General features: G+C 59.9%; 18 protein-coding genes. 12 read left to right on the top strand and 6 right to left on the bottom strand.

All coding sequences use genetic code 11. The annotated features are described in order from the left end of the window. Window positions 1–473: 473 nt before the first annotated feature. Complete coding sequence (locus tag P0D89_RS37060; RefSeq protein WP_408364591.1) at window positions 474–1,595, top strand: YncE family protein; 1,122 nt, start codon at window positions 474–476, stop codon at window positions 1,593–1,595. Between the two features lie 1,101 nt (window positions 1,596–2,696). Here P0D89_RS37060 and P0D89_RS37055 read toward each other — a convergent pair. After that, window positions 2,697–3,632 (bottom strand): LysR substrate-binding domain-containing protein, encoded by a 936-nt coding sequence (locus P0D89_RS37055; RefSeq protein WP_408364667.1) that lies wholly within the window; start codon window positions 3,630–3,632, stop codon window positions 2,697–2,699. Between the two features lie 120 nt (window positions 3,633–3,752). Between P0D89_RS37055 and phnA the strand changes: the two genes are divergently transcribed. Both phnA and P0D89_RS37045 read left to right on the top strand, forming a co-directional pair. After that, the gene (gene phnA, locus P0D89_RS37050) at window positions 3,753–4,976 is read left to right on the top strand and encodes a phosphonoacetate hydrolase (RefSeq protein WP_408364593.1); all 1,224 of its coding nucleotides are present in this window, start codon (window positions 3,753–3,755) and stop codon (window positions 4,974–4,976) included. 34 nt (window positions 4,977–5,010) lie between these two features. Further along, the gene (locus tag P0D89_RS37045) at window positions 5,011–6,309 is read left to right on the top strand and encodes an MFS transporter (RefSeq protein WP_408364595.1); all 1,299 of its coding nucleotides are present in this window, start codon (window positions 5,011–5,013) and stop codon (window positions 6,307–6,309) included. A 134-nt stretch (window positions 6,310–6,443) separates the two neighbouring features. Here the strand turns inward: P0D89_RS37045 and P0D89_RS37040 are convergent, their stop codons facing one another. Further along, on the bottom strand, window positions 6,444–6,617 hold the full coding sequence (locus P0D89_RS37040; RefSeq protein ID WP_408378003.1) for a hypothetical protein: 174 nt from the start codon (window positions 6,615–6,617) through the stop codon (window positions 6,444–6,446). Window positions 6,618–6,739: 122 nt separating this feature from the next. Here P0D89_RS37040 and P0D89_RS37035 point away from each other — a divergent pair, with 122 nt between their 5' ends. From P0D89_RS37035 to P0D89_RS37020, 4 genes are read left to right on the top strand one after another with little or no spacing between them, the layout of a single operon-like run. Then, complete coding sequence (locus P0D89_RS37035; RefSeq protein ID WP_408364599.1) at window positions 6,740–7,810, top strand: fatty acid desaturase; 1,071 nt, start codon at window positions 6,740–6,742, stop codon at window positions 7,808–7,810. Between the two features lie 25 nt (window positions 7,811–7,835). Continuing rightward, window positions 7,836–8,180, top strand: coding sequence for a non-heme iron oxygenase ferredoxin subunit (locus P0D89_RS37030; RefSeq protein ID WP_408364601.1), 345 nt, complete (start codon window positions 7,836–7,838; stop codon window positions 8,178–8,180). Beyond that, a complete protein-coding gene (locus P0D89_RS37025) occupies window positions 8,177–9,424 on the top strand; it encodes an NAD(P)/FAD-dependent oxidoreductase (protein WP_408378001.1) in 1,248 nt (415 codons plus the stop codon). The genes P0D89_RS37030 and P0D89_RS37025 overlap by 4 nt, the downstream gene beginning before the upstream one ends. After that, on the top strand, window positions 9,421–10,287 hold the full coding sequence (locus P0D89_RS37020) for a sugar phosphate isomerase/epimerase family protein (protein WP_408364605.1): 867 nt from the start codon (window positions 9,421–9,423) through the stop codon (window positions 10,285–10,287). Before P0D89_RS37025 ends, P0D89_RS37020 begins: the two co-directional genes overlap by 4 nt. A 17-nt stretch (window positions 10,288–10,304) precedes the next feature. On the opposite strand, the gene P0D89_RS37015 is transcribed toward P0D89_RS37020, so the two are convergent. After that, entirely contained in the window at window positions 10,305–11,312 is a 1,008-nt protein-coding gene (locus tag P0D89_RS37015; protein ID WP_408364607.1) for a LacI family DNA-binding transcriptional regulator, read from the bottom strand. Window positions 11,313–11,770: 458 nt separating this feature from the next. Here P0D89_RS37015 and P0D89_RS37010 point away from each other — a divergent pair, with 458 nt between their 5' ends. From P0D89_RS37010 to P0D89_RS37000, 3 genes are all read left to right on the top strand, one after another. Beyond that, a complete protein-coding gene (locus P0D89_RS37010) occupies window positions 11,771–12,580 on the top strand; it encodes an SDR family oxidoreductase (RefSeq protein ID WP_408364609.1) in 810 nt (269 codons plus the stop codon). A gap of 450 nt (window positions 12,581–13,030) precedes the next feature. Beyond that, window positions 13,031–14,302 carry a M20 family metallopeptidase gene (locus tag P0D89_RS37005; protein ID WP_408364611.1) on the top strand — a complete coding sequence of 424 codons (1,272 nt, stop codon included), beginning with the start codon at window positions 13,031–13,033 and terminating at the stop codon, window positions 14,300–14,302. Beyond that, entirely contained in the window at window positions 14,299–14,958 is a 660-nt protein-coding gene (locus P0D89_RS37000) for a trimeric intracellular cation channel family protein (protein WP_408364613.1), read from the top strand. The genes P0D89_RS37005 and P0D89_RS37000 overlap by 4 nt, the downstream gene beginning before the upstream one ends. 230 nt (window positions 14,959–15,188) lie before the next feature. On the opposite strand, the gene P0D89_RS36995 is transcribed toward P0D89_RS37000, so the two are convergent. Further along, on the bottom strand, window positions 15,189–15,560 hold the full coding sequence (locus tag P0D89_RS36995) for a BON domain-containing protein (RefSeq protein ID WP_408364615.1): 372 nt from the start codon (window positions 15,558–15,560) through the stop codon (window positions 15,189–15,191). A gap of 632 nt (window positions 15,561–16,192) precedes the next feature. On the opposite strand from P0D89_RS36995, the gene P0D89_RS36990 reads away from it, so the two are divergent. Beyond that, complete coding sequence (locus P0D89_RS36990) at window positions 16,193–17,215, top strand: NAD(P)H-dependent flavin oxidoreductase (protein ID WP_408364617.1); 1,023 nt, start codon at window positions 16,193–16,195, stop codon at window positions 17,213–17,215. 3 nt (window positions 17,216–17,218) lie between these two features. Here P0D89_RS36990 and P0D89_RS36985 read toward each other — a convergent pair whose 3' ends face one another. Further along, entirely contained in the window at window positions 17,219–18,022 is an 804-nt protein-coding gene (locus P0D89_RS36985) for a DeoR/GlpR family DNA-binding transcription regulator (RefSeq protein WP_408364619.1), read from the bottom strand. A gap of 32 nt (window positions 18,023–18,054) precedes the next feature. Here P0D89_RS36985 and P0D89_RS36980 point away from each other — a divergent pair, with 32 nt between their 5' ends. After that, complete coding sequence (locus tag P0D89_RS36980) at window positions 18,055–18,651, top strand: NUDIX domain-containing protein (protein WP_408364621.1); 597 nt, start codon at window positions 18,055–18,057, stop codon at window positions 18,649–18,651. Between the two features lie 155 nt (window positions 18,652–18,806). Here the strand turns inward: P0D89_RS36980 and P0D89_RS36975 are convergent, their stop codons facing one another. Further along, window positions 18,807–20,240 (bottom strand): MFS transporter, encoded by a 1,434-nt coding sequence (locus P0D89_RS36975; RefSeq protein WP_408364623.1) that lies wholly within the window; start codon window positions 20,238–20,240, stop codon window positions 18,807–18,809. Window positions 20,241–20,402 lie beyond the last annotated feature (162 nt).

Raw genomic sequence — 20,402 nt, 5'->3', positions numbered from 1 at the left:
CTTAGGAAGGTCCGTACGTCGACAAACAGCAGAGCAGCCAATCGCAACGATCTGCCAGCTCAATAGCCCGTGTTACGTGATTCGTCGGGCTCATTTAACTCTGTCAAGTCGAAAAGCACGGGAACGCTCGGTGGCGTGAAATTGCAGTGGGCGTTTCACCATCAGGTCTATGAAAGCTTCAGATTCATTACAGCTATAGCGTCCATCCAATGCAGACCATAAATAACTTTTACTTTCCGATTTTCCATGTCGCCGCCATTGTGTGAACCGGAACTACCGGTCCATAGCCGCAAGTCATGCAATGCGCACCTGCATCCATGGAAATTGCGGCTACTATCTTCAGGCGACGTTTTCTTAAGATTCCTTAAGAAATGGATTGTTGATTCTTGTCGACGGAGAGTGGAAAAAATTCAAGTACTCAGGCCGATCCTTGGACCGACGGTCAGCCCGATAAACGGAAAGGAGACGAATCGATGGAAAAGCGACTGATGAGCTTGATGTTGCTCGCCGCGGCCGCATTGGCCGGTTGCGGAGGTGGGGACAACATCAGCGGACCGACACCGCCAAAGCTATTGACGAACATCGCCGTGCCCAATGCTACGAGCCCGCCATTCAGTTTCGACATCGGTTATGCCGAGGCCGGCCAGTACTTTCTTGCCGACCGCAATAACAAAGCAATCGATGTGGTGGACACCAAATCGAACAAGTTGATCGCACAGATTCCTGGGCCATTCATCGGTGCTGGCGCAACCACAAACGAGTCCGGTCCTGACGGAATCGTAGGCATCACCGGTACGAACACGATCTATGTCGGCGACGTGGACTCAGTTAAGGTTATCGATACTGCCGCGCAAAAGACCATAAACACCATCGCCATCAGTAATTCCGGATCGCGCGTCGATGAGGGTTGCTACGATCCTGACGATCATCTCGTAATGTACGCGAGCCCTGGTGACTCCCCGCCGTTTGTGACGTTCATTTCGACGCTGACACAAACGGCTGTGGCAAAGCTTCCTTTCAATGGATCGTCGGGGCTTGAGGCCTGTACATATGATCCTGCCTCGAAGAGCTTCCTGATCAACAACGACGGGACCTCCGCGAATCCCGACGGCGAGCTTGATGTGATCACCGCCATTTCCGCGGTAATGGGAAACCCCTCTGTCAGCAAGTCGTTTCCATTGGGAAAATGCGGACCGACGGGAATCGTGCTGGGCCCGAACAACGACGTGCTCGTTGGATGTGATCCGCCGGCCGGCGACCCGCTCATCACGCTCATCCTCGATCGTGCGAGTGGCGCAATTCGAGCTAGCCTGCCATTTGGCGGAGTGGACCAGGTTGGCTACGACCCGTCGTCCAATCGCTATTTCTTGCCGGCCCGGCATTACGTCACAAGCGGTACCGCTGCAGCCTCGGGATTTAGCCCCCAGATGGGCGTGATCGATGGCGCGTCACGGCAGTTGCTATTTAAGATTGCGGTCGGCACAGGCGCGCATTCTGTCGCCATCGACAGCACGCTTGGGCAAGTGTATGTGCCGTTCCAGGCCGGCGCGACAGGTTTCCCCGACGGCGGCATCTCGGTGTTCTCCACCCACTAGTCTTTCCGACGTGGATCATGGTCTAAACGGGCCAGTTCGGATGACTATTGCCGCAGACACGTTTCGATACTGGTCGGATGGGCGCTCCCACCAACGCTCCATGACCCGGTGGATTGCGGGTCGGGAGCGCCGGTGGTGACTGCCTTTCATCGTACCTGGAACGGTCGTTCGCAGAGGCGTTCGAATTGGCTCACTCTGGCCGGTCACCTACGCAACCCTGAACCGTCGTTCGGACACGGACCACTGCAACGACCGCTCCCGAGTGCAGACAGGTCGTTTCAATGGCGCGATCGGCGAACCCGCGAGTGAAGCTTCATGGCCGGTCACTGCCTGACGCGCCTGAATGCAGGTATGCCGCGCGGGAATCTCGCCGTTCTGTTGAAAGGCTTGCGATGTTAGCGTCAAGGTCATGGTGCGCTCCTTTGGCGGCAACCATGGATGGCTGTCCCGGCGGGAGGGTCAACAAGGTCACCGAGAGTGCAGCCAAGGAAGGCAAGACCCGCGCCCAGGCCCCTATTTCAAAGCGCTTTATTGGGGGCGCTGGGCACGTTGAAGTCTGTCATCGTCACGACCACCGCTGGGAGAACCACTGCCGATGACTGTGAACTCCCACCTATCACGTGAAGCCCGGCTGGAATGCCGGGCCTTTCACGTTGCGATCCGGCATCAATGTTTGTGCCGGTGCATCCAACTCATATGGTGCGAGTCAAGCCACTGAGTCATCCCCTCAGTGGGGTGATCGCGCCTGTAACGTTGTGCCACCATGAATCCGGCGATCAACAAGACCGCCAAGCCGACAACGAAGTAGATCATAGACTGGGTCATGGCAGCCTCCTAATTGGGTAGCGACCATGCTTATATTGTAGGTCAGCCGTTGCCGAAGTGGCGTGCGATCTACGGGCACGTTTTCACCGCTCGCATCAACACGCGAGCTTGCGCCGACGCGGCGCGTTAGCGTCCCAAGTCGGACCCACAAGGGACAGTCATGTCGCTCAGCAGCGGACGGTCGGTGTTGCCAAATTCGGCTGCCATACCGGTGGATGAGCGACATTCATCCTAACGACGCGTCTCTTGTCTGAACGTTCCCGAATAACCTGAACTCTAAAGTTCACTATCTTCCGCGCCACTGGAACGTAGCCAGTCGATAAAATCTCTCACGTGGACCGGCTTGTCTGCGTCCAACGGCACCAGAGCATGATAGGTCGCGCCTTTCGACCGCAAGGTAGGAAATGGCGTCTGCACCCGACCCGCTGCGAGATCGGCATTCAGCGTCGGAAACGGCCCGATACCGAAACCCTGATCGTCGGCCACGGCATGCATCACCACAAAAAAATGGTCAAACCGTAAGATCCGGCTTGCTCGAAGTGACGGTTGTCCGGCGGCTTCTATCCAAGTTTCCCAATCGCCAGGACGGGTTTCGCTTGTAAGCCAAGTCATGGAGGCAAGTTGTTCGACTTCGGTGATGCCGGTATGGGCCGTGAGTCGCGGGCTTGCAATGACTGTGTTGTACTCCTGGAACAGCGGCCAGCTTTGGAATTGCGCGCCGGGCGGTACTTGACGGTAAGTCGTCAGATATTCCCCTCCGGGTGGCGCCTGGCGGCAAATCGCCACATCGAAATCTCTCCGGAGCAAAGACTCAGTCGACGTCACTGTAGATACTCGAACATCGACATCTCTGCAAATTTTGGCAAAATCCTGCAACCGTGGGATCAACCAGCGCATCGCAACCGTGGTCGGAGCACTGACGCGGATAACCTTGACGTGTCGCTCCTTACCATAGCGCTCGGCCGCATCGGCAATCTGATCGAACGCGGCACTAATCTCGCGGGCCAATGCCCGTGCGTGCGGTGAGGCCATCATGCTTTGGCCTTCGCGTGCAAAAAGTGGCTGGCCGAGCCAGTCCTCGAGGATGTTGATCTGACGGCTTACTGCCCCATGTGTCAAGCTCAGTTCGCGAGCTGCGGCAGAATAGCTTTCCGAACGCGCGGCAACCTCAAATACACGCAATGCGTTCAGTGGCGGAAGTCGGTTTCTCATATGTGTCAATTTGTTGACTGAAACTGTGATTTTTCCACACGGATATGGCAACTTTATTTCGATTGTGTGAGTAAGTTGCACAGCCTATGCTGGCATCGCTTTCAAAAAGGAGATGTCACCGTGAGCAATCAACTTGTCGTTAACTCCCGGCCTTACAGGCTGCCGTCCGCCACGACCATCGTAATTTGCGTCGATGGTTGCGAGCAGGAGTACATCAACCAAGCCATACAAGCCGGCAAGGCGCCGTTTCTCTCCACACTGTCGTCCTTTGGCACGGTGTTGACCGCCGACTGTGTCGTGCCGTCATTTACGAACCCGAATAACCTGTCGATCGTCACGGGCGTGCCTCCGTCGGTACATGGCATTTGCGGCAATTTCTTTTTCGACGAAGAGACGCAGTCGGAAGTTCTAATGAACGACCCGAAATACCTGCGCGCACCGACGATTCTTGCAGAGATTGCCCGAGCAGGGCAGCGCGTCGCAGTCGTGACTGCAAAAGACAAGTTGCGCGCCCTACTTGGGCACAAGTTGCAAGGTATTTGTTTTTCAGCCGAAAAGGCCGATCAGGTTAACGTAGAAGACCACGGCATCGATGACATCCTCGAGAGAGTTGGCATGCCTGTGCCTTCCGTATACAGCGCGGAACTGTCGGAGTTCGTGTTTGCGGCGGGTCTTTCGTTGCTGCGAAAGGAACGCCCTGATCTGATGTATCTTTCTACGACCGATTATGTGCAGCACAAGTACGCACCCGGGACGCCACAAGCCAACGATTTCTACGCCATGATGGATGGTTACTTTCAGCGCTACCACGATGAAGGTGCGTTGCTGGCAATCACGGCTGATCACGGCATGAACGCAAAGACCGATGCGATCGGACGGCCGGTCATCGTATTCCTGCAAGACCGGCTTGATGACCGGTATGGCGCACGGGCCACGCGAGTGATTTTGCCGATTACCGACCCCTATGTCGTGCATCACGGTGCCTTGGGCTCGTATGCCACTGTGTACCTCGGTGAACGCAATCAGCAGCGCGATGTGATGGACTTTCTCGCGAGTATTGCGGGGATTGAGGCGGTGTTGACACGCGAACAGGCATGCCAGCGATTTGAGTTGCCCGCAGACCGAATCGGTGATCTGGTAGTGGTTGGCGAACGGTTAACTGTACTTGGAAGCGCCGCCGGCCAGCATGACCTTTCCGGTCTTACGGTGCCTCTTCGTTCGCACGGCGGTGTGTCCGAGCAGAAAGTCCCTCTGATCATTAACCGCAAGCTCGCAGGCGTTGAGACCACACGACGCTTGCGCAATTTCGATGCATTCGATTTAGTACTGAACCACATTACCTGACAAAATTTACGACGCGAGAACGATCTCGCGTTGTATGGGGATGATTATGTATATAAGTACTCCTGATGATATTCAAGAGATCGACCCGAAACGGAAAACGACTCTCGATCAGTACAGGTGGCGTGCTCTGATCGGTGTAACGTTCTGTTATCTTTTTTATTACACCGGGCGTCAAACACTCGGATTCGCAGTTACTGGTATCCAGCACGACTTCGGTCTTTCGAAATACCAACTCGGCTGGATTAGCGCATCAATGCTGTGGTGCTATGCGGGGGGGCAATTCATCAACGGGAACCTGGCGGACAAGCTTGGGGGGAAGTGGATGATGATCGCTGGGGCGGCTCTCTCCCTGGCGGCCAACTGGCTGTTCAGCTTCGGCCACGCGTTTTTGTTTTTCTTGATTGCGTGGGGCATCAACGGCTATTGCCAGTCGATGGGTTTTGCGCCAGGTAGCCGACTGCTATCGAATTGGTGGGGCCATCAGCGTCGCGGCTTCGTCTATGGCATCTATGTAGGTTTTTCGGGATTCTCATCGGTTCTGGCCTACGTTCTCCCAGTCCTTATTCTGGGTACACTGCATCTCGACTGGCCATGGATTTTCCGTCTCGCACCTCTCTCGATGTTGCTCGGTATCCTGGCATTAGTGCTGTTTGTCGCGGAGCGACCGGAAGATAAAGGTCTGCCTGCCCCGGAAAAGGATATCGATACAGCCGCATCTCTCACGATCGTCAATGCATTGACAAGTAAGCAACGCTACTTGCTCGTGCTGCGAAACTGGAAGCTGTATGTCACCGGGCTCGCGATCGGCTTTCAGAACGCCGCACGCTACGCGTTGGTCGTTTGGGTGCCTGTTCACTTTCTCGGTACGCACTGGGAGACGTCATCGACGATCGATCCAAAGTGGATCACGGTAGCGCTGCCAGTAGGCATGGCTCTCGGCTCGCTGTCTAATAGCTGGATTTCCGACATTCTGTTCCGGGGAAAACGGTATGTTGCGATCGTGTGCTATATGGCACTTGCGACGATTACCGCTATATGTATGATGTTCATCCCGCATGGCAGCATAGTTGGCATCGGTTTGCTTTTCCTGTGTGGGTTCTTCGTGTTCGGACCGGCGTCGTCGTTTTGGGCACTGTGCCCCGATATTTTCGGCCGGAGTGCGGCAGGAACGGCAACCGGTGTTCTCAATACGATGTCCTACGCGTTTGCGGGAATTGGTGAACCGGTTATCGGGCATATCATCGATGCCACGGGTCAAACGGGCATTATCTTTCCGATCGTCGCAGGTCTCTGTGCAGTGAGCGCGGTGATGTCCTTGCTGATCAAACGCTGATCTCGCCACGGCGCCGTGGGCCTTGAAGTTCCTGCGGCGCCAAACTGGCCGCACGCTGCCGGTCGCTCTTGCTGTGTGGCGCCGCATTGTTAGCGATCTGAGCACCGATGTCGAATGACCGTATATGGCCGACCTCAGGCTGTTATCGACGGCATACCATCCACGGCAGCCGTGAGTGCTTTTAGCGAATCAGGCTCTGAATTCGTCGGCAAAAATAATTGCTTCCCAAGAGTTACATGGAATTTATTTTCCACTCGACTCGCCTTATCCGGCACGGCATACAAGCCGGCTTGATGGAAATCCATCATTTTTCCTCGTGAACCGGTGAATCCCGTCATCTATCGTTGACCCAACGAAAAGCGCACCGGCCACCGCCACACTGACGGGAAGCCACCAAATACAACACGGTCACAGATAGCAGGAGACACCCATGTCCTCGACTCCCGGCGTCGAAGGCGGCGGCGCCACACCCCGCGTCACCGACACAGCCTTTGAAGACGGCATCGGTCAGCAGTGGTACCAGCCCGCGATTTCTCGTGCAGCGCTCAAGGAACTCATGAAGCGCAGCGACGCCCAAGGCTGGCGCAACTTCGGACTGTGGATCGCGTTGCTGATTGCTTCGGCCGTCGTGGCGGCCGTGTCATGGGGAAGCTGGTGGGCGGTGCCGGCGTTCTTTGTCTACGGCACGATCTACTCGTCAAGCGACGCGCGCTGGCATGAACTCGCGCACGGCACGCCGTTCAGGAGCCGTCGTGCCAACGATTTCTTCTATCACCTGTCGTCGTTCATGACGATTCGCGAAGCCTACTGGTGGCGCTGGAGTCACGCGCGGCACCACACGCACACCTACTTCCAGGCGCGCGATCCCGAGATCCAGGTCGCACGGCCGACGAAAGTCTGGCCGATCGTCATCGACTTTCTCGGCCTGATGGGTTGCTCGATCGAAATCGGCAAGGTCGTGCGGCACGCGTTCGGCCGCGTCGACGCCGCGACCGACGCGTTTCTGCCCGCCTCCGAAAAGCCCAAGATGATCTGGTCCTGCCGCATCTACCTCGCGGTGGTGCTCGGCACCGTTGCGCTCGCAACCGCCACGCGCAGCTTCCTGCCGCTTATGTTCGTCTGGACTCCGCGTTTCTATGGCGGCTGGCTGCATCAACTGCTCGGCCTCACCCAGCATGCGGGACTTGCGGTCAATGTGAAGGACCACCGCCTGAACACGCGCACGGTGCATATCAACCCCGTGTTTCGCTTTCTCTATCTCAACATGAACTACCACCTCGAACACCATCTGCTGCCGATGGTGCCATTCCACGCGCTGCCGCGTCTGCACGAAGCGATCAAGGATCAATTACCGCCTGCGTATCCGAGCCTCTATGCGGCGTATCGGGAGATGCTGCCCGCGCTGTGGAAACAGCGGTCCGATCCTTCACACGTGATCGAACGGAAGGTGCCGGTCAAAGACGTGCCGCAAGCCGCATTCCCCGCGCAATCGAACGCCTGAACGACATCAAATAACGGAGACTCCTGTGACCGTCGAAACGAACAACCTCAAGTGGGTCGTCGCTTGCGCCACCGGCGATATCGATGAAGAAGACGTGATCCGCTTCGATCACGCAGGTGCGAGTTACGCCGTGTACCGGATCGATGAAGGCTTCTTCGCGTCAGACGGCTGGTGCACACACGAACGCGCGCATCTCGCCGATGGCTTCGTCGTGAATCGCGAGATCGAATGTCCGCTGCATCAGGGGCGCTTCGACATTCCCACCGGCAAGCCGAAAAGCCCGCCCGTGTGCGTGCATTTGAAAACGTATCCGGTACGCGTCGAAAACGGCGAAGTGCTGCTCGGCGTTCCGGCAAAGGACCCGTCATGACGAATCAACCCGCGATGGTGATCGTCGGCGCCGGACAGTGCGGTGCGCGCGCCGCGCACGCACTACGCGAGAACGGCTGGAAAGGCGGTATCACGCTGCTCGGCAATGAAGGCGTCGCGCCTTACGACCGGCCGCCGCTCTCGAAAGCCGTGCTGCTCGGACAGAAGACCACCGGCGAATGCACTCTCTACGATGAAGCGTTCTATCGCGAGCAGCGAATCGATCTGCGCACGGATGCGTCCGTGGAGCGGATCGACCGTGCGGCGCGTCAAGTGGTCTTGCAAAGCGGCTACGCGATCGCCTATCACCGTCTGCTGATCGCGACCGGCGCCGCGCCGCGCAAGCTCACCGTTCCAGGCGCGACGCTAGCGGGCGTGTATTACCTGCGCACCGTCGCGGACGCCGGATACATCGCCGAAGAGCTGCAACCGGGGCGCACGATAGCCGTCATCGGCGCGGGCTTTATCGGACTTGAAATTGCCGCGACGGCGATCGCGCGCGGTTGCAACGTGGTCGTGATCGAGGCGGCCTCGCGCGCGTTGATACGCGCCGTGCCCGAGATCGTCGCAGCGCATCTGGTCGAGCGGCATCGGCAGATGGGTGTCGATATCCGTTTCGCGGTGCAGGTGGACCACATCGTCGGCCGTGATCGCGTGACGGGCGTCAAGCTCTCCGACGGCGGCAGCATCCCATGCGATTGCGTGATTGCGGGCATCGGCGTCAAGCCCCGCACCGAACTCGCGGAAGCCGCCGGTATCGATGTCGCCGACGGGATCGCAGTCGACGACACGCTGCGCACGAATGATCCGCACGTCTTCGCGGCCGGAGACGTGTGCTCATTTCCGCATCGGCTGTTTCGTCGTCGCATGCGCCTCGAATGCTGGAAGAACGCCGAGGATCACGCACGCATCGTGGCGCGCAACATGCTCGATCGCGGCGAGACGTATTCGGAAGTGCCGTGGTTCTGGTCCGATCAGTACGACATGACGATCCAGATCGCGGGTATGCCGGCCTTCTCCGTATCGACGGTCGTGCGTGAAACCGGCACCACGTCACGCGTTTTCTTCGCGCTGGATCGTGACGGCGTGCTGGTCGGCGCGAGCGGCGTCGGCAACGCAAGCGAGATCGCACGCGACGTGCGCGTCGCGCAGGCGCTGATCGCGCGGCGAGCGTGTGTCGAACCGGCGCTGCTCGCCGATCGCAGCGCGAAATTGAAACCGCTGCTCGCCGCGGAGGTGTCATGACCCAACGTCTCGAGATCTATCAGTCGTTGTGGGCGATGGAGCGCAGGCATACCGACGGCCATGAGCGCTCGCTCGAAGAAAACATCGCGATGATCGCGCAAGCCGGCTTCGATGGGGTCAGCGCCGGCTACGCATCCCGCGACGAGGTACGCCGCCTCACTACCCTGCTCGCGCCGCATGGCATGCACGCCGAAGCGCAGTGCTTTCCGCGCACCGTCGATGAGCTGCAACCGGTGCTCGAACTCGCGACCGAGTTCGGCGTGCATCACATCGACCTGCAACCGGACGTGCGCCCGCGGCGCATCGATGAATGCCTGACGCTGATCGACGGCTGGACGCGTCTTGCCGAACAGGTGGATTTTCCGGTCTACATCGAGACGCACCGCGACCGCATGACGACCGATCTGCATTTCACGCTCGACCTGCTGGATGCGCGGCCGGACCTCCAACTCCTCGGCGATATCTCGCACTATCTGGTGGGACGCGAGTTCGCATGGCCTGTGTCGGACGAGAACCACGCGGCGATGCAGCGCATTCTCGACCATTCGTGGGCCTTTCACGGCCGCGTCGCGAGCCGCGAACAGGTGCAGATCGAGATCTCGTTCGAACCGCACCGGATGTGGGTCGATCTGTTTCTGGACTGGTGGCGCTATGGCTTCGCGTCCTGGCGACGCCGCGCCGGCGCCGACGACTCGCTCACCTTCACGTGCGAGCTGGGACCGAAACCGTATGCGATCATCGGCCGTGACGGCAACGACACGACCGACCGCTGGGCCGAATCGCTGCTGATGCGCGACTGGATACGCGACCTGTGGAACGAAGTGACGCAAGCCGGCGAAGCGCTCGCAGTGAACATGCGATGAATGTCTCGCGAACGAAGCTAGTCGCCAAGCGGCAAATTCTCGCGCAGCAGTACGGTGACAGGAATCTGGTGAGGCAACGCGACACCCGGGTCGCGATGGTAGTGCCGCAGCACGATTTCGATGGAACGCATCGCTTCGCCGGCCGGATTCTGGTCGAGAACGGCGTCGAGGGTGCCTTCTATCAAAAGTCGCCGCGAACTCTCGCTGAGTTCATGGCCGACGAAAACGGTTGAACGCACACGGTCGAGTGCAACGAGTGCAGCGCCGACGCCCTCGTTGCCGACTGAAATGTTATAGATCCCGCGCAAGTCGGGATAGCGCCGGAAGGCGTCGCGAACGAGTTGCTCGGTTATCGACGACTGCTCGCGGCTCTCTATGGTCTCCACGATGTCGCAGTTCGGAAAACGCCGCCGCAGCACGGAACGAAAGCCGCTTTCGCGTTCTTCATGGCCGAGGAAGTCATGCATGCCCGTCAGCACCAGCACCTTACCGCCCGCGTCGCCGAGAAACCGCCCGATCAGCTCGCCCGCGACGCGTCCCGCGCAACGGTTGTCGATGCCGACATAAGCGAGCCGCCCGGTGCCCGGCAGATCGCTGGCGAGCGTCACGACAGGAATGGTGCGGCTCACCTGGCGCAGCGCAGCGGTGATGTCCGGATGCTCGTACGCGACGATGACGAGCGCGTCGGCCTTCTGCGTAACGCGGCGAATGGTGTCGACCACGCGCGTCGGTTCGAGGCTCTCGAAGTAGGTGACCGCGCAGATCACGCGCTGTGCTTCAAAGGTCTTTTGCGCGACTTCGAAGCCTTGCTTCAACGATCCATAGTAAGGCGCGACCGGCTGCTGCAACAGGATCGCGATACGCAGCCAGCGCACCGACACCGATTCGAGCGCGCGGTCGATCTTCAGCTTGCGCGCCCATTCGAGCACGCTCATTTCTTTCGCGCGCGAGACGCCGCCCCGGCCGTTCAGCACGCGGTCGACGGTCGCTTCGCTGACACCGGCGGCCTTCGCGATGTCGGCCATGCTCGTTTTGCGGCGCGTGGAACTGGGCATTCGCATCAGCCTGACAGAAAAGGAAAGCGACGATTCACACGATCATCGCATCGCGGCCGCCGCGCATCAAGCCACGCCGCCCGATGCGCGGCACCGCCGCTGACAGTCGCCCCGCCACTTCGGCAACTACGACACGTTTCTGGCCGTGAACAGGACGGCAGCATGCTCAAAGCAAAGGAACGCGCCCGCACCTCGGACGCTGCCGCGCAACGGACATAACAGGAGACATGAAATGAACCGGAGAATGATTCAAGTTGGCCTGCGGCCGTTGGCTGCGTTTGGGCGCTGTGTCGCGTTCGATCGACGACGATCCCGTGCTGACGTACTGACCATTTTTGCCGTGGTCGCCAACGCATGGGCGCGTCGAACGGCGCGCCACCTGAAAGTCAACGATCTGCGTTGATCCAATGCCAGGGGAGAAATCGTCAATGGGACAGTTCGATGGGAAGGTCGCCGTCATTACCGGCGGCACGCAGGGGCTCGGCGCCGCAATCGCCGCGTTGTTCATCGAGCGCGGCGCACACGGCGTGATCATTTGCGGGCGCTCAAAAGACAAAGGCGTCGCAAAGGCAGCCGAATTGAATGAAAGGGGCTGCGCCGACGTGTACTTCGTGCAGGCGGACCTGGCGCGAGTCGACGACTGTCGCGCCGTGGTCGCCGCGGCGGATCAGCGATTCGGGCGTATCGACACGCTCGTCAATGCGGCAGCGACAACCGATCGCGGGACGATTCTCGACACGAGCCCTGAGCTTTTCGATCGCATCTTCGCGACGAACGTGCGGGCGCCGTTCTTTCTCATGCAAAATGCGATCGAGGTCATGCGCCGCGAGGGAACCGAAGGCACCATCGTCAACGTGTGCTCGATGTCTGCGCTTGCGGGGCAGCCGTTCATCTCGGCGTACTGCGCATCTAAAGGCGCGCTCGCAACGCTGACACAAAACACCGCCTACGCGCTGTTGCGCAACCGTATTCGCGTGAATGGGTTGAATCTGGGCTGGATGTCGTCCGCCGGCGAAGACCGGATTCAGCGCGCGTATCACGGCGCGTCCGACGACTGGCTCGCACAGGCTGGCGCCGCGCAGCCGTTCGGCCGTTTGATCGATCCAGCGGAAGCCGCCCGTGCTGTGGCGTTTCTCGCGAGCGACGAATCCGGCTTGATGACGGGGTCGATGGTAAATTTCGATCAGTCCGTCTGGGGCGGTTTCGACGAGCCACCGCATCCGGCTGGGCCGATGTAAAACGGGTTGATGTCGAAAATCCTTGAACGCCAGTCCGAATGCCCGCTGATTGCAGAATCCGATCGGATGCGCGGTGGCGCGCAACCGGATCACGTCTTGGCGTTCACCCAAATAGTTGAATATTTCAACAATTATTCTATACTTGCTTCGACCCAGAGCGCAATTGCCAGTTTTCCTGCGCTCTGATCACTTCACCTTCAGGCTTGATCTGACCAGTTCATTGCGCGTCGACTAAGCCAAATTGGCTCCAGCATCAATGGATTCAGGAGGTTCATACCCTTCGCGGAGGTCTTGAGGCGGAGGCTCTCGCAGTATTGAGCGCCCGCGATCGGTAAAACACCGAACCGCAATCTCGCCACACTGATCTCCAGCCTGCTGGCAGCGGGCCTGGCCACCATAAAGAGAATTAACCTTCCTCTGGTGTGTATCCATTGAAGATGGGAGCTGAACATGTCGTCACTAGTCGACTCCACCGGCGCTGATATCGAAGCGCTGTTGCCGGAGTTCGAAGCAATCTATCTGGACCTTCACGAGCATCCGGAGCTTTCGATGGCCGAGTTCCGCACGGCTGCGATCGCGGCTGACCGTATCGAGAAGCAGTTGGGCTACGAGGTCAGTCGGAACGTCGGCGAGACCGGCGTGGTCGGCGTGCTACGCAACGGCGAAGGTGCCACCGTCATGCTTCGTGCCGACATGGACGCGATGCCCGTCACCGAGGCGACGGACCTTCCCTACGCCAGCCGGGTGAACACGAAAGACGAGGACGGTATCGAGGTCGGCGTCGCGCATGCGTGCGGCCATGACCTTCACGTGACATGGTTGATCGGTGCGGCACAACTGCTGGCCGAACATCGCGACGCGTGGAAGGGCACCGTGCTGGTCGTTTTTCAGCCGGGCGAAGAAGTCGGACTGGGCGCGCGCAGCATGATGGACGACGGCATGGCGGAGCGTTTTCCGAAGCCGGACATCGTCCTCGGACAACACGTGATGGTGGGGGCTGCGGGCACAGTGGGCTACCGTAGCGGCACGATCCTGTCGGCGGGCGACAGCCTCAAGGTCAAGCTATTCGGACGCGGGTCGCATGGATCGCAACCACAAACGTCGATCGATCCGGTTATCATGGCCGCGTCGACAACCATGCGACTGCAGACCATCGTGTCGCGTGAAATCGCGCCGCTGGACAGCGCGGCGCTAACGATCGGCGCGTTGCAGGCGGGTACAAAAGAAAACATCATCACCGACGACGCCACGCTCAAACTAAACGTGCGCACCCACGATGAAGATGTGCGCGAATACATGCTGGGTGCCATTCGCAGAATCTGCTGCGCTGAATGTACGGCATCCGGTGCGCCGCGTGATCCGGAGTTCACGACGTTGAGCAGCTATCCGCTGACCATCAACGACGAACCTGCATCGGGCCGTATCGGCGAGGCCTTTAAACATTGGTTCGGTGAACGCGCTTTCGAGACCGAACCGGCCGCCGCCAGTGAAGACTTCAGCGTTTTCGGCCAGACATGGTGCGTGCCGTATGTTTTCTGGATCGTCGGCGGGACCGACGTGCAGGTCTATGCGCAAGCCAAAGCGGAAAAGAAGATCAACCAGATTCCGAGCAATCATTCGCCGATGTACGCGCCGACGCTCAACCCTACACTGAGAACCGGACTCGAAGCGATGATCTGCGCGGCTTCGGTGTGGCTCGACGAGCAAGGCGAGGGAAAGTGAGCTCGCATATTGTCTATCAGGTGCTCGACCTTGTCGGCACATTCGTATTCGCGATCAGTGGCGCGGTGGCCGCAAGACAGCGAAGACTCGACCTGTTCGGTATCCTGTCGGTCGCTTTCGTGGTCGCTTGTGGTGGCGGCATAGTGCGCGACGTTTGCATCGGCGCGACGCCCCCTGCCGCGCTCTCCGACTGGCGGTATCTGGCGACATCGATGCTCGCGTCGGCGGTCACCATCGCAGCCTACGCGAAAGTCAGGCGACTGCGGTTTCCCGTGCTGTTTTTCGATGCCGTCGGGCTTGGTCTATTCGCAGTGTCGGGCGCGCAGAAGTCGTTGACGTACGGGCACAATGCCGAACTCGCCATCCTGCTGGGAACGGTCAGCGCAGTGGGTGGCGGTGTCATTCGAGACATGCTGCTGTCCCGCGTGCCGGCGATACTCGAGCGGGAAATCTATGCGTCCGCAGCGTTGCTTGGCGCGCTCGTCTTCGTTGTCTCTGCGGAGGTGGGCGCGATGTCCGCGTGGACGCCTTGGGTTGCGACGGCGGTTTGCGTCGGCGTTCGCCTTCTCGCGCTCTATTACGGCTGGCGATTGCCCGTGTATCGAGGGACGAAGGCCAAGCGCGAAGACGCGCGCGCCCGAACAAATGCCTTGTAGCTGTGAAGGACAGCCTACGCGACTGAGCGCCCCGCTACTTCATATCCAGCAACGTGATTGCGGACGTGAATCAAAGGCGTTTGACGGCAACCAGAGACGAGCGCGGCCCAAAGCCCCGCTCGAAACGCGCCGGCGCAACGGCGCCTGATGTTGGCAGGTCTGATGCCGTCACTGGAGGACAGAAATAGAACGTCGACTGCTGCAAAGCGCGGCATTCGGCCTGGATGGCCTCAGGTCCCAACAGGACGGATGGACAGCGCGTTCCTGACGGAGACGACGCCCGGTACGCCCTTCGCCACCTCAGTTGCCCGGTCGCTTTGGGCCTGAAGCGGCACACTGCCTTGCAACGTGACGGCGCCGTCGCGAGCCCGGACGGTGACATTGGACATGGCGACGCCTCTATCCTTTACCAACGCCGAGCGAACCTGACGTTGTAGCGCGCGGTTCGCTGCTTTCAGCGACTTGTAATGCTGCCGCGCGGCCGTTGTGCTTGCCGGGGTGGCAGTGGCAGGGGCAGCGTCGCTCGCCTGCGCGTAGGCGTGGATCGAACCGCAGATAAGAAGTGCAGTACCTGCCAGTTTGATTGCGTGAATTGCCTTCATGCATTTTCTCCTGTTGTCACAATTGTCTAGCGTCCCAAATACGAACGCTGCACTACACCACCAAAATCTTTCCGGGTGAATTGAATAGAACGATATTGCGGATAATGCGTTGGGTCAGGCGATAATGCAAACACAAGCAACCGTAAAACACCGGTCGAAATCTGGATGCGTCGGAGTGACGATACTCCAATCTTGCCAGAATGACTGCGTGCGGATCAGAAAATGAGGCTTTGACGCAACGTCTCGCGCGTCGGCTTGCATGTTGTGCCACTTTGGCAGTGGAATGACATGTGGTATGGCCTGAACTGGCGGGTTGCCGTTGCCTGTCGCAATCTTGCGACTCCACCGTGCCAGTAGGCAGGATGTCGGCGCATTGCAGAAATGTGAAGCTTAATCGGTGTGTCTGGTCCGGCGGCCGGGTTGCCGTCCGGCTCGCTCGAGAGAGCATCGTGAGACAAGCACTGCAACCGCGGTCACGAAGCCAGCAGTGTGCTTCCTACTGCCCTACTCTACCCTGTAGAGAAGCTTTGACCCTGCAAGGCCTGGCAGCCCGAAATATCCATCGAGTGTTGTTTGCCCCCGCTCCCGGCACTTGCACCAGGTACGACAGGTAAAGAGTTAAAGGGACGCTCATGACCGAAAGCAAGGCACCGTTTGAGACCGCTCTAACCCGTCTGCTGGGTTGCCGGCATCCGATCATATCGGCGGGGATGGGTGGCGTTGCGCCCGCCGAACTTGTATCGGCCGTTTCGAATGCGGGCGGCTTCGGCTTGCTCGGCATGGTTCGGGAGCCGTCCGCTGTCATCGAGCGCGAAATCGCTGCAGTGCGTGCAGCGACGGATCGTCCCTTCGGCGTCAATGTCATTCCCAGAGGGACCGAGCCCAAGCTTCTCGCCGCGCAACTCGACACATGCCTGTCGGCGCGCGTGCCGGCGATGTGCTTCTTCTGGGACGTGTTCCCGCAAGTCATCGCGCGCGCGAAAGACGCGGGGGCAATCGTGCTCTATCAGGTGGGCTCCCTTCAGGACGCACTTGCCGCCGAAAAGGCCGGTGCCGATGTGATCATTGCCCAGGGTATCGAAGCGGGTGGTCATGTGCGTGGACGCACCGGTATCCTGACGCTGCTGCCTCAGCTTGCAAAGCATCTGCGCGTCCCGGTGGTCGCCTCTGGCGGATTCGCGACAGGTGGCGGGCTCATCGCCGCTCTTGCACTCGGCGCGTCGGACATTCACTGCGGCACCCTGTTCCTTGCGACGCATGAGTCGTTTGCGCACGACTACCACAAGCAACGCATTGTGGACGCGCAGGCCGGCGATACCGTTCACACAGACATCTACGCAATCAACTGGCCACCAGGTTCACCCGTGCGTGTGCTCGCCAACAGCGTGACTCGGGAAGCGGGCAGCCGCCTGTTCGGCAACGACCCTTACCTCTTGCCGCGCGAAGTGATCGCGCAAGAACCCGACTACCCCATTTACAAGTTCGATACCAACTCGCCATTGCGCACGACCACGGGCGATCTGGAGAAGATGGCGCTGTTTGCAGGCGAATCGTCGGCGCTCGTGGACACGTGCGCGTCCGTCGACGAAGTCATCGATCGTCTGCTGAACGAAGCAATTGCGGCGTCGGTGCTGACGAGGCCGGCTAGCGCCTAAGCGTCACGCGCGAACAATCCCCACACCCGCGGCTTCCAGCGCGCTGGTGAACGCCGCATCGGCCAACTTCTCGACGACTATCGTCTGCGCAAGCGTCACGTCACCAATCGAGTACGCCGACGCCGCATTGAGCTTTTCCATCGACGCGAGGACGACTGTCTCGGCGGATCGCGCGGCAAACGCCCGCTTCACATAAGCCTCTTCGAGATCGCCCGTACTGAGCCCCGCCGTTGGATGAACGCCGGTCACACCCATGAAGTAAATGTCGGCGTGGATATGCGACATCGCCTCGATGGCCGCAGCGCCGACGTTGACGATCGAATGCTTGTACAGCTTGCCGCCGATCATGATCACGTCGATTGACGGATGGTCCACCAGCGCAACGGCGACCGTCGGACTATGCGTGACGACGGTCGCCGACAACGAGCGAGGGATCTGTCTCACGAGCTCGGCCGAGGTCGTCCCGCCGTCGATGACGACGATGCTGCCCCGCTCGATCATGGCCGCGGCAGCAATCCCTATCGCGCGCTTGCCCGACGACTCGAGCGCACGTCTCTGCTCAAACGGAGCGACCGCCGACGAAGCCGGCAACGCTCCGCCGTGAACCCGCTGCAGCAATCCTTCGGCGGCGAGTTCGCGCAGGTCGCGCCGTATGGTGTCCTCCGAGACACCGAAGGTGACTGCGAGCGGCCCCGCCAGCACCTGTCCGTCCCGCGACAGCAAGTCGAGAATCGCCTTCTTGCGTTGTGACGTCAACATAACATTGCACGTTTGTTCTTGATATTGCACGAATATGCACGATATCATGAAACCGTCCTTTTCGCGAACTGGAGGAATTCATGACTGCAACGCAAGACCGTGTCCGCATCATCGATACGACCGTGCTGTCCGACGACTGGTACGTGTTGAAGAAGACGACCTTCGACTTCCAGCGACGCGACGGCACCTGGCAACGACAGAGCCGGGAAACTTATGATCGTGGCAACGGTGCGACGATCCTGTTGTTCGATCGCGCCAGGAAGACGGTGATATTGACCCGGCAGTTCAGGTTGCCCGCGTTCGTCAACGGCCATGACGGGATGATGGTGGAAGCCGCGGCGGGGCTGCTCGACAACGCGTCGCCGGAGCAGCGCATTCGCACCGAGGTCGAGGAAGAAACGGGGTATCGCGTGCGCGACGTGCAGAAAATATTCGAGGCCTACATGAGCCCCGGATCGGTGACGGAAAAGCTCCACTTCTTCATCGCCGAATATGACGCGACGACGCGCGTCGGCCATGGCGGAGGAATCGAAGCGGAAGGCGAGGATGTCGAAGTCATGGAATTGACCTTGGACGACGCGGTAGCGGCAGTGGAGCGTGGTGAAATCGTCGACGGAAAAACCATCATGCTATTGCAGCATGTCGCGCTGCGCGAATTGACGCAAGCGCGTGCATGAAGAATGCTCAATTCGTTCTTATCGTGGGGACGTAGGCCATACCTCAGCGGATCATCATGCGATCCCGAGCGCTCGCTCGACCCCAGGGGGCTGAATCTGGTCGAGCGGCGTCGGCTATCCAACCGCAAAGTTCAACAGAGCGGTGACCACAAAGACTACGAAGGTCGAAGCGCCTGCTCTTCATGCAACGCAGCGGCGACCTCGGCCGCGTCGCGCAAATCATCGAGATCGCGGCCGCGCGTTTCCGGCGTGTAGTAGGTCGTCACCACGCCGATCAGGCTCAAGATCGCGACGTAAGTGGCGAGCGGAATCCATGCGAGTATCCGGCCTTCGCTGCCGCCCCAGTGCACGGTGGCCCACGCGATGATCGAAGCGCCGATGAGCGGCGCGACCCCGCCCGCGATGACCGCCGATACTTCGCGCCCCACCGCCACGCCGGCATAGCGATGCTGCGCACCGAACAATTCGGGAAGCAGTGCGCCTTGCGTGGCGAACATGCCCCAGACGCCGGCAAGCGCGACGCACAACATCGTGATGCTCGCCGCCGCATTGCCCTGGCTCAGCACCCACCACGTCGGATAAGCCAGCAGCAGTTGATAGGCGGCGAACGCGCGATAGACGGGAATGCGTCCGAACCGGTCGCTCAGCATGCCGGTCAGCGGGATGACGATCGCCCCCGACGCCCCGGCCAGCAGCAGCGCGACAGGGCCGATCTGTCCTTTGAGGCCCGTCGCCGTCGCCATGTAACTGATCGCGAGCGACTGATAGATCGACGAGCCGCCGTTCTCGGCCATCCGCATGCCGATGACCTTGAGCAGCGTCGGCTTTGAATGTTTGATCAGGTGTTTCAGTGGACTGTCGTTCACTTGCTGGCGAGCTTCGAGCTTGGCGAACGACGGCGACTCCTTGAGTTTCAACCGGATCCATATCGCCACCGCGACAATGGCGACGCTCAACAGAAACGGCACGCGCCAGAGCCAGCTTTGCGAAATGTCTTCGACGCGCACCAGCGCGAAGTAGATCGCGGCCGCCATCACCGTGCCGAGCAGCACACCCATGAATGGCAGTGCGGCGAAATATCCACGGCGCTTCGCCGGCGCATACTCGGCCATCAGCACTGCGGCGCCGGCCTGTTCCGCGCCCGCGCCCAGCCCCTGCAGCAACCGGCAGCCCACGAGCAGGATCGGCGCCCAGACGCCGGCGGTCGCATACGTGGGTAAAAGGCCGATGAGCGTGCTGGCGATGCCCATCAGCAGGATCGTCGCCATCAGGACGAACTTGCGTCCATAGCGGTCGCCGAGCGCCCCGAAAACGATGCCCCCTACAGGCCGGATCGCGAAGCCGAGGAAGTACGCGCCGAAGCTCGCAATCAGGCCGATGCCCGGATCGCTCGACGGAAAGAACAGCGGCGCGAAGATCAGCGCCGACGCCAGGTTGTACAGCGCGAAGTCGTAGTATTCGAGCGCGCTGCCAATCGAAGCCGCCCACGCCGCGCGATACAGATCGGCGGTGTTCACTTCCTGCCTGGCTGCGGCGGCGTCGTTGCAGGCGCTGCTCGAAGCGGCGGCAATGGTTTGCTGGTGTTTCATGATGTCTCCTCCAATCTGGATGCCGCTCCTGATCAGCGATGATCCGGACGGTCCGCTGCTCATCGATCCGCCCTCGTCTTCCCGCGAGGTGTCGGATCGTGCTACCTACACTTTCCTGCGAAACACAACCCGCGGCGGCCTAGCCGACCCGCGCAATCTCGT

It is taken from the genome of Paraburkholderia sp. RL18-085-BIA-A, assembly GCF_046027075.1.
Lineage (GTDB): Bacteria > Pseudomonadota > Gammaproteobacteria > Burkholderiales > Burkholderiaceae > Paraburkholderia.
The sequence above is the reverse complement of the archived record's forward strand: the minus strand, read 5'-3'. Positions and strand labels throughout refer to the sequence as shown.